Annotated in this window: 14 protein-coding genes and 1 pseudogene; 5 read left to right on the top strand and 10 right to left on the bottom strand. The window is 35.2% G+C overall.

From position 1 onward, the window contains the following. Positions 1 to 30 precede the first annotated feature (30 nt). Positions 31 to 393 carry a DoxX family protein gene (locus Q0871_RS01740; protein ID WP_299317238.1) on the top strand — a complete coding sequence of 121 codons (363 nt, stop codon included), beginning with the start codon at positions 31 to 33 and terminating at the stop codon, positions 391 to 393. A gap of 3 nt (positions 394 to 396) precedes the next feature. On the opposite strand, the gene Q0871_RS01735 is transcribed toward Q0871_RS01740, so the two are convergent. From Q0871_RS01735 to Q0871_RS01725, 3 genes are all read right to left on the bottom strand, one after another. Beyond that, entirely contained in the window at positions 397 to 753 is a 357-nt protein-coding gene (locus Q0871_RS01735) for a DoxX family protein (protein ID WP_299317237.1), read from the bottom strand. Positions 754 to 793: 40 nt separating this feature from the next. Continuing rightward, positions 794 to 958, bottom strand: a complete 165-nt coding sequence (locus Q0871_RS01730) for a Lacal_2735 family protein (protein ID WP_299317236.1) — start codon at positions 956 to 958, stop codon at positions 794 to 796. A 196-nt stretch (positions 959 to 1,154) separates the two neighbouring features. After that, entirely contained in the window at positions 1,155 to 1,664 is a 510-nt protein-coding gene (locus tag Q0871_RS01725; RefSeq protein WP_299317235.1) for a dual specificity protein phosphatase family protein, read from the bottom strand. 300 nt (positions 1,665 to 1,964) lie between these two features. Between Q0871_RS01725 and Q0871_RS01720 the strand changes: the two genes are divergently transcribed. Continuing rightward, positions 1,965 to 2,606, top strand: a complete 642-nt coding sequence (locus Q0871_RS01720; protein ID WP_299317940.1) for a thiamine phosphate synthase — start codon at positions 1,965 to 1,967, stop codon at positions 2,604 to 2,606. A gap of 394 nt (positions 2,607 to 3,000) precedes the next feature. Here Q0871_RS01720 and Q0871_RS01715 read toward each other — a convergent pair whose 3' ends face one another. Together Q0871_RS01715 and Q0871_RS01710 are read right to left on the bottom strand one after the other, a co-directional pair. Further along, positions 3,001 to 6,228, bottom strand: coding sequence for a glycosyl hydrolase (locus Q0871_RS01715; protein WP_299317234.1), 3,228 nt, complete (start codon positions 6,226 to 6,228; stop codon positions 3,001 to 3,003). 316 nt (positions 6,229 to 6,544) lie between these two features. Continuing rightward, complete coding sequence (locus Q0871_RS01710; RefSeq protein WP_299317939.1) at positions 6,545 to 7,282, bottom strand: DUF5995 family protein; 738 nt, start codon at positions 7,280 to 7,282, stop codon at positions 6,545 to 6,547. A gap of 372 nt (positions 7,283 to 7,654) precedes the next feature. Here Q0871_RS01710 and Q0871_RS01705 point away from each other — a divergent pair, with 372 nt between their 5' ends. The 3 genes from Q0871_RS01705 to Q0871_RS01695 are packed head-to-tail and all read left to right on the top strand — an operon-like array spanning position 7,655 to position 10,607. Then, a complete protein-coding gene (locus Q0871_RS01705) occupies positions 7,655 to 8,071 on the top strand; it encodes a DUF6789 family protein (protein WP_299317233.1) in 417 nt (138 codons plus the stop codon). 7 nt (positions 8,072 to 8,078) lie between these two features. Beyond that, a complete protein-coding gene (locus Q0871_RS01700) occupies positions 8,079 to 8,813 on the top strand; it encodes a flavodoxin family protein (RefSeq protein ID WP_299317232.1) in 735 nt (244 codons plus the stop codon). Positions 8,814 to 8,861: 48 nt separating this feature from the next. Next, complete coding sequence (locus Q0871_RS01695) at positions 8,862 to 10,607, top strand: thiamine pyrophosphate-dependent enzyme (RefSeq protein ID WP_299317231.1); 1,746 nt, start codon at positions 8,862 to 8,864, stop codon at positions 10,605 to 10,607. 175 nt (positions 10,608 to 10,782) lie between these two features. On the opposite strand, the pseudogene Q0871_RS01690 reads toward Q0871_RS01695, so the two are convergent. The 5 genes and pseudogenes from Q0871_RS01690 to Q0871_RS01670 form a co-directional block, all read right to left on the bottom strand. Continuing rightward, a pseudogene (locus Q0871_RS01690) lies at positions 10,783 to 11,556 on the bottom strand (DUF1080 domain-containing protein). 199 nt (positions 11,557 to 11,755) lie between these two features. After that, positions 11,756 to 12,235, bottom strand: coding sequence for a DUF4625 domain-containing protein (locus Q0871_RS01685; protein WP_299317230.1), 480 nt, complete (start codon positions 12,233 to 12,235; stop codon positions 11,756 to 11,758). A gap of 58 nt (positions 12,236 to 12,293) precedes the next feature. Continuing rightward, positions 12,294 to 13,121 (bottom strand): DUF4625 domain-containing protein, encoded by an 828-nt coding sequence (locus Q0871_RS01680; RefSeq protein ID WP_299317229.1) that lies wholly within the window; start codon positions 13,119 to 13,121, stop codon positions 12,294 to 12,296. An 83-nt stretch (positions 13,122 to 13,204) separates the two neighbouring features. Beyond that, entirely contained in the window at positions 13,205 to 15,577 is a 2,373-nt protein-coding gene (locus tag Q0871_RS01675) for a TonB-dependent receptor (protein WP_299317228.1), read from the bottom strand. A gap of 161 nt (positions 15,578 to 15,738) precedes the next feature. Continuing rightward, positions 15,739 to 16,005, bottom strand: coding sequence for a hypothetical protein (locus tag Q0871_RS01670; protein ID WP_299317227.1), 267 nt, complete (start codon positions 16,003 to 16,005; stop codon positions 15,739 to 15,741). Positions 16,006 to 16,059: the final 54 nt, after the last annotated feature.

Below are 16,059 nucleotides of genomic sequence, written 5' to 3'. Positions count from 1 at the left end.
AAGTAATTGGTTTAAAAAACTATCTTAATCATGAATTATTTAATAATAACATTTCAAATTATAGTCGGTTTAAGCATTTTAAATGTGTGGTTAATCCAAAATAAGAAACCGACCAAATGGCGTGGTGGAAAAGCAACAACTATAATAGAAGAGTTTGAGGCGTATGGCCTATCTAAACAGCTATGTTATATTGTCGGATTTTTTAAAGTAACATTGGCTATTTTATTACTTGTGGCTATATGGTTTCCTGTAGTAAAACAACCTGCAGCTTTAGGTTTAGCAGCTTTCTTATTAGGTTCAATAGCGATGCATTTTAAAATAAAGGATCCTTTATTTAAATCTTTTCCGGCAGCTTTGTTTTTAGTGCTGTGTTTATGTATTGCTTTTCTGTAAAATTTATAACGCAGTAAGTTGTTGGTAATAGCTTACTGCTATAAATAAATTTACAAGAGCCAAAACTAATGATGGTATAGATTCTGCTGCGCTGTCTTTAATTTTTATTCTAACGGCAAATCCTAAAAGCATTAGAATTGTTAGTCCTGCTGCAGCTACAAATAGTAGAGCAGGTGAAAAGAAATATCCTATAATTAATCCCAAACCTCCTGCAAGTTGCAAGTAAGCAGTGAGAACTCTTTGATTTTTTAAACCAAATCTAGCGAACTCATCTTTCATTTTTTGTGACAACAGGCATTCCATGCCATAATACAAAAACGCACTACTTGATAGTAATATAGCTATGGGTAGAATCTTCATTTTATTTTATACCAGAATGTTAGTGTGAAGGTGAAATGAATTAAGATAACTGTTCTATTTTCTTCATAACTTCATCAGCTTCAAACGCTTTTTGATCACTCATTTTTCTATTTGTTGTTGAAAGTGAATGCGCTTCTTTCAAAAGCTTTTCATATTGAGAACGTAATTTATCTTTCTCTGATTTCTTTTTAAATAATCCGAACATAATTTTAGTATTTCTTAAGAATGTATCTAGTAATATACTAGGATATAAAGATACATAATGTTTAACTATTTTTATATATAATTAAACAAAACTATTTATGTAGAAATATGATTTTAACCAAAATGGCATGTAATCTATTCCTATTTTAAAAAAAAAATAATTGTTTTTGACTAAACCCGTGGAAATATTAGCCTAGCTATTGAGGTTTAGACATCTGCTCTTCCTTTAACTTATTTCTCAGCAATTCAACATCTAAAGATTTAAGTAAGGGTATCAAGTTAGGAAACCTTTTTCTATGGTAACCAAAGGGTTTACTCGTGAATTCGGCAATTGCTTTTTCTTTGCTCCAGTTTTCAAAAACCATTCTAGAGGCGCCAATAATGGCGCCTGTTCGGTCAGAACCATGCCAGCAGTGGACAAGAACTGGTTTTTCAGCTTGTTGCATACTCTTTAAAGCATTGAATATATCATCTAAATCTATTGTAGCAGCTTTTAACGGAATACGGTTTAATTGTAAGTTGAGACCTTTAATCTTCTTTTCGTCCGTTTTTTGTCTTCTTAGATTTAAAATTGATTTTATTCCCATAGCTTCCAACTCTTTCATACCTTTTTTTGAAGGTTGTTCTGAACGGTATACGCTATCGTTAAGTCTATAAAAATTAGTAAAATTTTCAGACTCAATTTGCTTAAAGTTATATTCTTGCATATGGGTTATGGGCAATGAAAAAGCAAATGATGTAAGGAGAAAAAAGACAGAAAATAGAATTTTTTCGGAATCTTCATATATTAAATTCTAAAATTATTATAGCTTAATTGTATGACTGAGGGATATAAAGCACAAGTTAATTAATTGGCTAAACTAGTTGTAACCTTATGGTCATAAACTTCTTATAAAGTTTACGGTACTGGTGTTTTTTACAAAATATTTGTGAAACATCCCTAGGTAAACACTTAGGTTTCGTTATCCTAAGAATGCACCATATATTTACCAAAAATAAGCGACATGATGATACCTAAATTACATTATATAGCACAAGGTAACTCAGGGAAAGAGCTACTAGAGAATATTCAAAAGGCATGCACTTCTGGTATCGAATTGGTGCAGTTAGGTATAGCAGACGTTTCTGAAAAGAAGTTTTTGAAAATAGCAGCTGAAGCAAGAGAAATTACCGCTCATTATCAAACGAGACTACTTATAGAAAATCAGTTTAAGATTGCAAAAGATATAAAGGCAGATGGTGTTGTCTTATCAAACAAGGACATCTCCCCTACTGAAGTCCAAAAACAGCTGTACACCTGGCAAATGATTGGAGCAATTGCAAATACGATTCAAGATTGTGAAGCATTGTTGACAAAAGAAGTGGATTATATCGGTTTAGGTCCTTTTAAACATCCTATTAATGAAGAGAACCTGAATGCGGAATTGGGCTTAAACGGTTTCACCCTTATTACAGAATCATTACAAACAGAAACCCCAATTATTGCATACGGAGGCATTACTACCGAAGATTTTACCGGATTGTTGGCATCGGGAGTTTCAGGGATTGCTGTGTCAGATGAAATAACCCAAAATTTTGATGCTATTAAAGTATTTAACCAATTATTGAAAGCATCTTCTTCTGCAGAGCAGCGGTATACGTTTGAGTAAGATAATTTAAGATGAAATTTAAAAGGTTTAATTAGAATATAATTTAGAAGTAAAATGTATCTATCCTATTCCTCCATCAATCTAGGAATCAACCTCTACTCACATTTTTTTCTTCGAACTTGCCCAAAAAACTTAAGAGCTTAAGTAATCATCTTAGATTTAGGCATTTTGATGAATTCTCCTAATCTTAAATACTGCGACATCCATTTACCGTATAACTGTATCGTGGTGATTCATACCTAAAGGAAATATAAAAGCTTTGTGTTTTATTATGCCTAGACCGTTAATAAAAATACCGCTCAAAGTTAATCGTATAAATTTTACGAATATAACTTTAAGCGGTATCTAAAGGTATTATCTAAGGTTACTTTTAATGTGTAACTTTCAATAACAATTAATTTTTAATAAGCCCCTGTCCTTCAATCCATGGTGCGCCAGATTTTTTCAATTCGCTTTCAAGTGCTGGCAATTCGGTTTCTATTACCGGTTGAAGTTTTGCTTTTACTTTCTTAAGTTGACTTTGAACACGACTTAAAAAAGCTTGGTGTTCATCTGTTGGTCCGTAAGTATTTCCAAGGGCTCTCCAACCTATTGAATTTCCTTCGCTAGCTGTAGGGTTAGAACGCTCACCAACTTCTTCTTTAATTTGATTACCATTCAGCTCTTTATCAATAGCCTGCAGTGTGTTTTTGGTAGTGTATAATCGTTTATATAAATCATCTGAAGGATTAGATGCTTTATTTAAAGCACGTAACATGGCATTAACAGTTTTTTGACTTGTAGTTAACGCAATATTTGTAGCCGTTAAGTCTTGTTGAAATGCAAAAGCAGCTTCTCTAAAAGTGTCGATTTCATCATTTGACTTTCTTGGTAAAGCACTTTCAAAAACAGGTGTTACACTAAATGATTCCGGACCTTGTAATACAGTATTTACACCATCTACACGCTTCATTAGTGTTACCGAATATTCTCCCGGTGTAACCATTATACCACCTCTACGGCGGTCACGTCTACCTTTAGGTTCTTCTAAGCGCTCTCCATTTTTATTAGGATAACTTAAATTCCAGCTAACGCGATTAAATCCTTCCTTGTTGGTACCTTTTACGGTATTTATAACATTACCGCTAGCATCCTTAATAACTAATACGATTGACGGACCATCTTGTAAGTTTTCAGCTTCAAGAGCATCCCAACCAGGAAATTTGCCTGCTCCTTTCTTCTCTGCAGCTTTTCTAATGTCTTTTTTCGACTTTAACTTATCTGACATGAAGTATGTAAATGTGGCTCCAAAAGGTGGATTTTCACCTATCCATTCCGCATCACCTTGGCTACCTACTCTACTTGATGGCTTATACCATGGCACTGTTTTAACAGGGAAAAGTTTAGCCGTAGAAGTAACATCATATTCACGTAATGGTGAAATATCATCTAAGATGTAAATACCTCTAGCAAAAGATCCAGCTACCAAATCATTCTCACGACGTTGAATAGTAATGTCCCTAATAGGAATGGTTGGCATACCAGCTTCAAGCTTTGTCCATTTTCCACCTCCATCAAGCGTTGTGTACACGCCGAATTCTGTTGCGGCAAACAATAAATCTTTTTTTACATGATCTTGTACCAATCTCCAAATCAATAGCTTGTTAGGTAAGTTTCCATTGATAATAGACCAAGATTTTCCTTTATCGCTACTTTTAAGAATGTACGGTTTATAATCTCCGTATTTATGATTGTCTAATGCTGCATATACTACATTAGCATCGAAAAGGTCTGCTCTAACATCATTTACAAACGGAGTATTAGGTATGCCTTTTATTGTGTTCAAACTAAACTTCCTCCATGTTGTTCCGCCATCTTCAGTAATCTGAATAAGTCCGTCATCAGTACCTGCATAAATCAAGCCTTCTTGTTTAGGAGACTCTGCTAAAGAGGTAATAGTATTGTAGTTAGACATTGCTTTGATATCCCAAGCATTATCCCAGCTTTGCGATGTTCCATAATACGGGAACTCCATTCGTTCTTGGTTCAAGGTAAGGTCTTCTGAAATAGGATTCCAAGAATCTCCTCTATTTTCTGATTTCCATACACGTTGCGAAGCAAAATAAAGCCTTGTAGGGTTATGTGGACTCACAAGAATTGGAGCATCCCAGTTAAAACGTTCAAACGGGTCACCTTCCCTAGCTTGAGGTTGTATAAATACACTTTCTAATGTTTTACTATCAATTCGCCATAAAGCCCCTTGTTGAAATTCGCCATAGGTAATATCAGGATTACCAGGTTCTGTTGCTGTTTGTGCACCATCTGCACCTAAAGTTTTCCACCAATCTGCACTGGCAATACCATCTGAACTTCTTGTTCTTGAAGGTCCGCCATGCGAGCCATTATCTTGAGTACCGCCGTACACATTATAAAAAGGTTTGGCGTCGTCAACGGCAATTTTAAAATATTGGGTAATAGGTAGGTTTCTTACATATTTCCAGCTTTTGGTATTATCAAAACTTTCATATAAACCACCGTCTGTACCAATAAGCAAATAATTAGGATCGGATTTTTTAAAGACTAGCGCATGACTATCACTATGCTGGTTAGACCTGCTCATTTGCGTAAATGTCTTACCGTGGTCTTTGGTAACCAAGGCGCTATTATTCATAAAATAAACGGTGCCTTCTTCATGTGGCGAAGCAATAATTTCTTGATAATAATGCGGACCGGTACCACCAGAAACGGCATCTGATTGTTTTACCCAAGACTCACCACCATTGCTAGACATATAAAAACCACCTTTAGTTCTATCAAGCTCTAGCGCTGCATAAATAACTTCAGAATTAAAAGGCGACATGGCTAAGCCCGTTTTACCAAGATTAGATTTTGGTATACCGTTTTTCAAAGGTTTCCAAGTCTCTCCGCCATCTGTACTTTTATGAAGTCCTGATCCAGGACCACCACCAAGATAACCGGCAACCGTACGGTGTCTTTGCCATGTAGCAGCGTATAAAACATCAGGATTTGTTGGGTCAATCAACATATCTGTTGCACCAACCCATTCGGCATCGCCCAAGGTACGTTTCCAAGTTTTACCGCCATCTGTAGTTTTATAAATACCACGATCACCGCCTTTGCTCCACAATGGACCTTGTGAAGCTACCCAAAGCGTATTGGAATCTGTAGGATGTACAATGATTTTTGATAGGTGTTCAGAATTTTCTAAACCCATATTTTTCCAAGTCTTACCATCGTCATGGCTAACGTAAATTCCGTCACCAAAAGAGGCATGGCGACCACCTACATTTTCACCTGTACCTACCCAAATAGTATGTGGGTTACTAGGGTCTATGGTTACACAGCCCATGGAGTATACATCTTGTTTCTCAAAAATAGGTTTCCAGGTAGTACCAGAATTCATTGTTTTCCACATACCGCCAGAACCTACGGCAACATACCAGATGTTTTCATTTTCTGGGTGAATGGCAATATCGGCAATACGACCAGAGGTCATTGCCGGACCAATATTCCTGAATTCTAGCCCAGCAAAGGGGTTTTTACTTTTTTCTTGCGAACGCAAAGTGTGGCCTAAACTACTAATGCATAGCAATAGTAGAAAGGACTTGATAATAGTCTTCATAGTTGGATTGGTTTGAGATAATGTTAATTTATAAATAACTATAAAACAATAGATTGGTAGGTAAAATACTAGTGCGATACTATTGGAAATATCCTTTAGATATAAGACCAAGCCCCATTTGTTTTATATGCTTGAATTTAACGAAATGAGATGGTTTTTTTGGAGTATTTAATATGGTTTTAACGTACAATTACAAAATTGATAATTGTAGTAAGAATATTTCATAATTGAACACAAAACAATTATACTTTTTACGGAAATACAACCAAAAATGTTAAAGGAAAAATGAGTTTTAGATATTCATTTGCAATTATAATTAACCCTCTATCAATCTATTAATTACCTGACCCACATTCTTTTCTTCAAACTTGCCTAAAAACTTTAGGGCGTAAGTAACAATTTTAGATTTTGGAGCTTTTATAAATTCGCCAAGTCTTAACACGGTGTTGTCTATTTGATGAATAGCGGCATCTTGGAGACCATCTCCTAATCCCCAAAGTAGATTTGCATTAACCCATGATAATTCACGAGCTTTAGCCAAACTAAAGTTGATAATTTCTTCATCAGTATTCTTTCCGGCGAGGTCTAGTAAAAATAATAGTGGAGATACACGGCTAAGGCGGTCTTGCATTTCATTAACGATATTACCAAGAATGGTATTTACCGTATTAAAATCATTTTCTATATCAATTATTTCTTTGCCTTGCATTACAGTGCTTGCTGCTAAACCCAAATCCAGATTAATGTGGGTATTGATGCCTAACATGATATGTTGTAGAATGGTTAGTGGGTCGTTTTTGGCATCAAATGCAAACTGCCAAGATTTACTGATAGGTTGGTTTGTTGTATAACCGTTGTATGCATCTATATAGTAGTTGGCAAAGGCAACATCAAAAGTTTCCATTCGGGCATTATCCTCAAAATTCCCTAATTGTACCTCATTCAGAATTTCAGCAGTAACCCTTCTATATAAAAAAGCAAAATATCCTATGCGGTCATTGTTTACTATAGCATTATCAATGATACTGTCTAATTGATTTAGAACTTCCTGTATGGTGGTTGGTCGGCTGATGGTAGTAATTGTTTAATTAATTAAAACTTATTTGTTGGTTAGAAATTTCAAGTTAAGCAAATGAATAGAAGTACTTCATTAAAATTTTAAAATCATTTTAAAAGTATTACGTCAATCATTGTAATTAGGTGTTTTATAGCTGAAACATGCCTCTTAAATGATTTCAATAACATAGAATTAAAACAGTATTTATAGTCTTCACGTTAATAAAATAATGGTATGAACTAATGATTTAATGCAACTAAAAATATCTTACGTACTGATAATCAGCTTCATATTAAAAATAGAAAAGTGTGTATGGGTAGCAATTCATATAAACAATAAAATTTATAAAAAGCAAAAAATAGTATTTAAATGAAAAATGAATTACCAAAATTGGTATTAGCAGGTATTTTAGGAACAGTGGTAATGACCATAATAATGTTGGTAGCACCACATCTGGGCATGCCAGAAATGGCACCATGGAAATTATTGGCAGGCGCTATGAACTTACCCATAGCAGTAGGTTGGATCTTACATTTTCTTATGGGTATTCTATTTGCTTTAGGGTATGGTTATGTATTTGCTCCTAAAGTCAACATCTCTAATCTTTTCTTGAAAGGAATTGCCTTTGGTATCGTAGCACTTATTATGGCACAGATTGGTATGAAGTTAATGGGAGTGCTATTTGAAATGCCACCAATGGATGGTTCTATGCCAATGCGATTAGTGGCGATGTTAATTGGTCACATAGTATTTGGTGTGGTTACTGTAAAAACTATAGGAAAATAAGAACAATATGAAAAAGACAGATTTTAGTACGTTAAAAGCAATATTCATCAATTGTACCTTAAAAAAATCACCATCTAAAAGTCACACACGTAATTTAATAGATGTGTCGGCTAAGATTATGAAATCGGAAGGAGTTGATGTAGAGATTTTAAGACTTGCAGATTTTGACATACCCGTTGGTGTACAGCCAGATATGACCAAAGAAGGATATGATAAAGATGATTGGGCAGAAATTTATAAAAAGGTAATGGCAGCTGATATATTGGTGATAGGTACGCCTATTTGGTTGGGTGAACGTTCATCTGTAGCTACAAAACTCATTGAACGATTATACGCTATGAGCGGGTACCAAAATGATAAGGGGCAATACGTGTATTATGGCAAAGCCGGTGGATGTATTATTACCGGAAATGAAGATGGTGTTAAACATTGTTCTATGGGGCTACTATATGCACTTCAGCATATAGGCTATAGTATACCACCACAGGCAGATGCCGGTTGGATAGGTAAGGTTGGACCCGGGCCCAGTTATGGAGATACCGAATGGAATGGAGAAAAAATTGAGCCAACAGTAGGTTTTGATTCTGAATTTACGAATCGTAATACCACTTTTATGTCATACAATCTAATGTATTTGGCTAAAATGTTGAAGGATAACGGAGGATATCCTTCTTACGGAAATTCAAGAAAAGATTGGGATGACGGCACACGTTGGAATTTCGAAAATCCGGAGTATAGATAGAAAATGGATGCATAGTTCATCCAATTTAAAAATATAAAGAAATTAATTATGAGTAAAAATGTATCAGAACAACTACTAGATATTTTACAAAGTGTTGGAGTAGATAAAGTATATGGAGTAACTGGCGATGCCTTAAACTTTTTTGTTAAAGCAATAGAAGAACGAGAAACTGTTGATTGGATTGGTATGAAACACGAGGGTAATGCTTCTTTTGCCGCCTTTGGTCATAGTCAAACAAGTAACAATTTAGCAGTCTGTGCAGGTACTGTTGGTCCTGGAGCTTTACATTTGATTAATGGATTATACAATGCTAAAAAAGAACGCACTCCGGTAATCGCTATTACAGGTCAAATTAATCAGAAACAACAGGGTACCAATTACTTTCAAGAAGTAGATTTAAAAAAGGTATTTGATGATGTTTGTGATTACCAGGCGGTGATAGAAACCCCAGAACAGGCACCCATGGTAATACAACGAGCCATTAAAATTGCCATGGCTAATAATGCTGTTTGTAGAATAGAGTTACCTGCAAATGTTGCAGAAATGAAGGCGGAAAATGAACAGTTTATTCATCCTATTAAAAAATACACATCTCATTTAGTACCTGGTGATACCAGCATTATAGAAGCAGCTAAACTATTAAATGGTGCGAAAACAGTAGGTATTTTAGCAGGTGACGGTTGTCGTGAGAGTCGTAGTGCAGTATTGGAGTTGGCTAAAAAACTACAAGCACCTATAACCCATAGTTTACGTGCTAGCGATATTTTTGACCATGATACTGATAATGTTGTAGGGCTTACCGGCTTAATAGGAAATCCTTCAGGTTATAATGCCGTCATGAAGTGCGATTTATTACTGATGCTAGGTACTGATTTTCCATATATAGACTTTCTTCCACATCAAACAAAAACGATACAGGTAGATATTAGACAAGAAAATATAGGAAATAGAACCTCGGTGTCACTTGGTGTATGGAGCGATATATTATCATTTTTAGAATTGTTGAATCCGAAAATTAATCAGAAAAGCGATACAGCGTTTTTAGATAAATTAAGGGATAATTTTTTAGATTGGAGAGCGAATATGAAAAAACAGGCCTCTCCTACCCGTGATCATGAACCATTGCATCCACAAATATTTGCAGACTTGGTAAACGAGCATGCAGCTAACGATGCCATTTTCACGGTAGAAACTGGTACCTCTGCTATATGGGCGGCACACCATATATCTTTTCATAGTCAAAGAAGAGTTATTGGTTCTTTTAATCATGGTTCTATGGCTGTAGGATTACCTTCTGCCATTGGCGCTCAGTTTGCAAATAAAAATAAAGAAATATGGGCATTTTGTGGAGACGGGGCTTTTAATATGTCTATGCAAGATTTTATAACGGCTGTTAAATACGAACTACCAATTAAAGTCTTGATATTCAACAATTCAGAACTAAGCTTTGTTAAGTTAGAAATGGAAGAAGCAGGTTTGGCAGCAAGCCTAGACGCTTTACATGAAACCAATGTCAATTTTGCTGAATATGCTAAACTTTGTGGTGGTGATGGTGTTAGGGTCGAGCATGCAGATGATATCGATGCAGCCATTATAAAAGCTAAAGCAAGTAAAAAACCATTTATTATTGATGCTGTAGTTAATAGTGGAGCACTGTCCTTACCGCCACATATTGGCATAAAGGAAGCTATAGGTTTTGGTACCTCTAAAGTAAAAGAAGTAGGTCAAATAATTAGCGGAGATAAGGGACAATGGGAAAACTTAAAAAAAGAGTTGTATTCTTATTTTGATTGATTTTTACCAAGGTTTGTTATTATAAGTATACCAGCTTTTTAAAGTGATTCTTTATATCTAAAACATGAGATATGAAGAATCACTTTCTACTTATAATAAATTTTTTTCCTTGCATTACACTTGCTATTAAATTCAAATTTATTTTTACGGTATTTGTAATAGAAGTTATTATTTATTACAATTCCCTAATTTTTATATTTCGAAACCAAGACTCAAAATACCAATTTTGAAATGCAATTTTACCTTGGGTTGCTTTACCGAAGCCAGGTGCATCTTTAAATTTTGAGTTGGCAACTTTATTTTTCCAAGCGGCGGAGTTTATTTCTTCTTCGGCAGTTAGTATGCCATTGAGGTAAAACTGAATTTTACCATCTTGTTAAATAATCCGTGTGCTATTCCATTGCCCTACTGGGTTGGCTTCCACAGTATTTAATTGTGGCGTTAATCCCCATATAGTACCGGGTCTTTTTAAAGGAGTTTTGGTATCCATATGTTCAGGTTCCAATAACTGGTACTCAACACCAGTATTGTATGTTGCTTTGTATTCAGGAGTTTCTTGCACATTAATAAACGCGCCACCGTTTCCTCTAAGTGCCATTTGCCAATCAAATTGCAGCTCGTAGTTTTCATAAGCCTTATCGGTCACTAAATCCCCAAACAATTTACTTTCATCCGTAGCATTACAAAAAATCATACCATCTCTTACTTCCCAAGCAGAAAATTTGGTGGAATCTGGTTTATTGAAAAGATGCCAGCCTTCTAATGATTTACCATCAAAAAGTAAGCTCCAACCCTGTTCTTTTTCAATATCCAACAATTCATTGTGAGCCTTGTTTTTAGCTGCTATATCTTTAGAACGTTCAATTGTAAAATTTTTTTTCTTTTCAGTTTTACAAGAGGTGATGATAAATAAGATTAATACTAGAATGAAAAAGGAGGATTTGGTCATTGATGTAATTTATTATAGTGATTTGATGAAGCCGGTCAGGTAATATCAGAAATAAAGAGGTGATTTCAAATAGAAATCACCTCTTTATATAGAAAAGGGAATCAAAATTCTTTTACCATGCAGAAAACCCTTTACTTCACTAATTCATGATAAATCTTAATTACCAATTGTTCGTAGTAATTTCTTTATAATATAATGGTTACTCCACAATTTTGATATCAATAGATGTTCTACTTTGCCAGCCAGTGGCATCTGTAACCGAATAGGCACAGTGGTAATCGCCTGCATCAATATCAGTTGGGATGGTTACTGGAATATTTATTTCATAGCTGGTCAAGGAACCTTCAATTGTAAAATTTTCTACATAAATCAAAGGATTAACAGGGCTTTGAATTTCGCCTAAATCGCATTCGGTTACTTGGTCATCATGGGTATGATGGTCAAAATTATGATGGATATCAATACTGTATGCAGCAAGTTCGCTGTTATCGGTCACCATAGCCCTAAAATTATAAGTTTCTCCTCTGGAAAGCAAAGCACAGCCTTGAGGAAACCCAGAGGTATAATTAACACTTATAGTTGGTTTCTCTTCGTCTATTTCAGTGCTGTCATCACTAGAACAAGCTGCTATTAGCAGTATAATGGCTAAAAAATAAAAATTTTTAAATGTAGATTTCATAAGATTAGATTTAAAACCGCACAGCATGTAAGTGTTCTGTACGGTTTTGTTTTATTAATTAAACGGTAACATCTATATGCGTTTCATATTCAATAGTGTCACCATCCTCATCTTCAACAGTAAAGATGATATGATATTCTCCTGCAGGAGCAGTAGCAGGTACATCTATATGCTCATGGAATTCTGCATCGGTTTCTTCGTGATAACCTTCTAAAAATTCTTCTTCATAATCCCATTCTACTTCTCCTTCACCAGGTGTAACACCGTCTGCATGAATATCTACAGCAATACTATGTATGCCATGTGCAGCAAGTATCATAAACTCAATATGAAAGTCATCTCCTCTTGCTACCGTTTCATCCATTTCAAAACCACTAATGGTAATGGTGTCCATAATTTGAAGATGACCGTCTACTTCTGTGCTATTTCCCAATTCATCTATTACTAATAGTTCAATATGGTACTCCCCTGAAGGAATATTGGAAGGAACATCTACATGTTCATGAAACTCAGGATTAATAACCAAGTATTTAGCATCTGTAAATACTTGTTCAAACTCCCAATCTACTTCGCCTTCTCCAGCAGTTACCTCGTCTGAATGAATAGAAAGCGTTATGCTGCTAACTGTAGCTTCTGCATTGATTTCTGCAGCTAAATGAATGTCTGCACCTTTGAAGGCATATGCTTCTTCTGATTCATGGTCATGGTCATGATCGTCATCCCCATCTTCGTCATGGTGCCCTTCACCATATTCTAAACTGATAATTTCGGGAGCGCTTAACTCAATACTGTCATCATCATCGCTACTACATGATTGTAAAAAGAGTCCTGCAGACGCAATGAGTGCTAAAAATTTTAAATTTGGTTTCATAATAGTTGTTTTCATTGTACTAATTTTTAATTTGATTACTGATTACTGATTACTGATTACTGATTACTGATTACTGATTACTAATTATTGATTATTGATTACTGAAAGGGTATTGTTAGTGATAATGAGATATTTCTACCGGCTTCTGGCACATCTATGAGCCTATAAAAACTAGTATGATTAAAATATTTGGTGTCAAATACGTTGTTCAGTTTTACGCGCATTTCTAGCGGTAAACTGTTTTTAAACACATCTATTTCTGTTAAGAAAGACATGTTTAAAACTTGATAGCCGTCTGTTTTTTCTTCTGGTGGAACAATTTCTTCTTGTGCTGCGGTAATTCTATAATCCGCAATCAATTGTGGTTTGTTAAAAATCAATATTTTTTCAAATTGATATCGGGCAGATAACAATCCGGATAACGGCGGAGAAAACGGTAACGTAAATCCTTCTTTAGGACCACTGGTTTGCTCTGAATACACATACTCTAGCGATGCATCTAACTGCAAGTTTTTAGTAATAGTAGCACTTGCGTTGAATTCACCACCTATTCTAAATACTTCAGCCTCCGTGTACTCGTAAATTTGTATGGTTTCGTAATAACTTGAAGTTGGATTCAGATAAATATAATTTTGAAAAATATTTACAAACGGACTAACGCCAACACTAAAAGAGTTTTCAGTGTGTTCTACGGATAAGTCTAGCTGATACGAAACCTCGGGGTCTAAATCTAGATTACCTCTTTCATAGCGATACATGTGATAGTTAACTCCGTCCGATGCCAATTCGTTGGCCAGTGGCATTCTAAAACTTCTACCAACATTTATTTTGTAACTGGTTTTATCTTGAATATAACTTAACCCTAAAGAAGCACTAAGGCTACCGAAATCTAAGGTTTTGTCTTTAGACCTTTGATAGTGAATATACGAAGTGGAACCATCGGCATTATTTACTGTTGAAGGATACCAATCATAATATGCTTTGGTATCTACCCTACCGACATCATAACGTAATCCGCCTAAGACATGAAAATTAGAATTAATCTCAAACTGATCATATGCAAAAATACCCGCTGTAAATCGATTGTACTCTGGTATTAGAAATCCCCATCCACCAATATTATTATTTTGGTATTCCGTATTTAGACCAACCACCATATCATGTTTATCGGTAGGGTTAAAGTCGTCTCGAAAATTTAAAGAGTACGTGTTTTTAATGAACAACCTTTCTTTAGTGTCCGGTGGTGTAGGCATATACCCGTGCGGTACAGGTTCTGAATGTTCTTCTCTATTATTGTTTTGATAACCAAGATCTATATGTAATAAATGTTCCCCGGCACTGATTGAAGTATTGTTCGTTATTTTAAAGTGATTTACTTTGTGATATGGAAGGTCAACATCTCTGTTAGAGCTATCATAATCTATACTAGAAGTTCGTACTTCTAACCCATGTGCATTGGCAAAGAATCCATTTTTTGCATTTACATTACTAAAAACGGTTTCAGATTTGAATCCCTCAGTTACATAGCCAATACCTAAACTGGCATCTGCTTCATTACCGGCGGTATTTCTTAAATCATTATCATCTAATTCAAAAACATAGTTTTCATAATTGATTCTATCTGCGGGAACTTTATAGTCGCCGTAGTCTCTATAAGTAAGTCGCCCACGGTAGAACCATTTATCTTTTCTAGATGTTACACCAGCTGAAACACCTAAAAGGTCATTATTACTTTCTCCAAGAATATTGACTTCACCACCAAAAGAATTGGGTAACGGTGTTTGATTGGGTTGAATATCTACTACACCGGCAATAGCATCTGAACCGTATAATAAGGAAGCGGGACCTTTTATAATTTGAATGTTTTCAATACCGTGTTGGTCAATTTCTAGACCGTGGTCATTGCCCCATTGCTGAGCTTCGTGTTTAATACCATTTTGTACCATGGCAACCCTATTGAACCCTAAACCTCTAATCACCGGTTTAGATTGCCCCGAACCAATATTGATCGTACTCACTCCGGCAATTTTGCTCAAAGTTTGCATTAAGGTGTTTTCTCTATTTTGTTCAAGAAATTCTTTGGAAACCGTTTGGGTAATAATAGGAACTTCTAAAGCTTCTCTTTTTTTTGTTTTCCCGTTAACCTTTACCTCTTCAAGAACCGTAGCAGATTCAATTAGAAAAACCTTTACTTCCTCCATATTTTGTTCTACTTCAACAATAATGGTTATTGGTTCACATCCTATATGAGATACGGTAAAGGAGTATGTACCTTCACGTACATTATTGATGGAAAAAGCGCCAGTTTCTGATGAAACTGCATAAAGATTATTCCCTATAATTGTTGCACCTTGGGCAGGTGTAAAGTCTTTTGCGTGTTGCACAATCCCTTTTATTTGAAAAGAATCTTGTGCAAACGCAGTTGTGCATAGACTAAAGAATAGCCATATACCCAGTATTTTCTGAAGCATAATAGTGTACTATAAAAATTGAATAGTTGTCTGAAAAAGAAGGGTGACAAAATCTAAACATATAGCTTGTTGAAAATAATTGCAGATGTAACTATACCGTCACCTTTATGTGATACGGCTAATGAATTATCTAATTATTAAGCTTAAAATGTAAAGAATACTTATAGTTTTATTGGTGGTGGTCTTGAAAAAAGAGCCCTTGTAATAAGGCTACTAGTGGTAGAGTAACTATAGTTGTTAGTTACTTCAATCGGTATTAAAAATATAATATGTTCTAATTGGATATCATTGGAATCTGGAGCAATACTTGGGGTCAGATTATGAGTAATGGCATGGTCACATATGGCACATGTATCATCAACATCATCAATATGAGACATCGCATGAAGACCGGTCAATTTCATGGCTAGAAAAAGAACGAGCAGCAAGCTGGTGATATTTATTTTATATCGACTAAGTTTCATTAAAATGAAAACAGTTTT

The organism is uncultured Maribacter sp. (assembly GCF_947500985.1).
Lineage (GTDB): Bacteria > Bacteroidota > Bacteroidia > Flavobacteriales > Flavobacteriaceae > Maribacter.
This window is presented reverse-complemented; position numbering and strand designations above follow the sequence as displayed.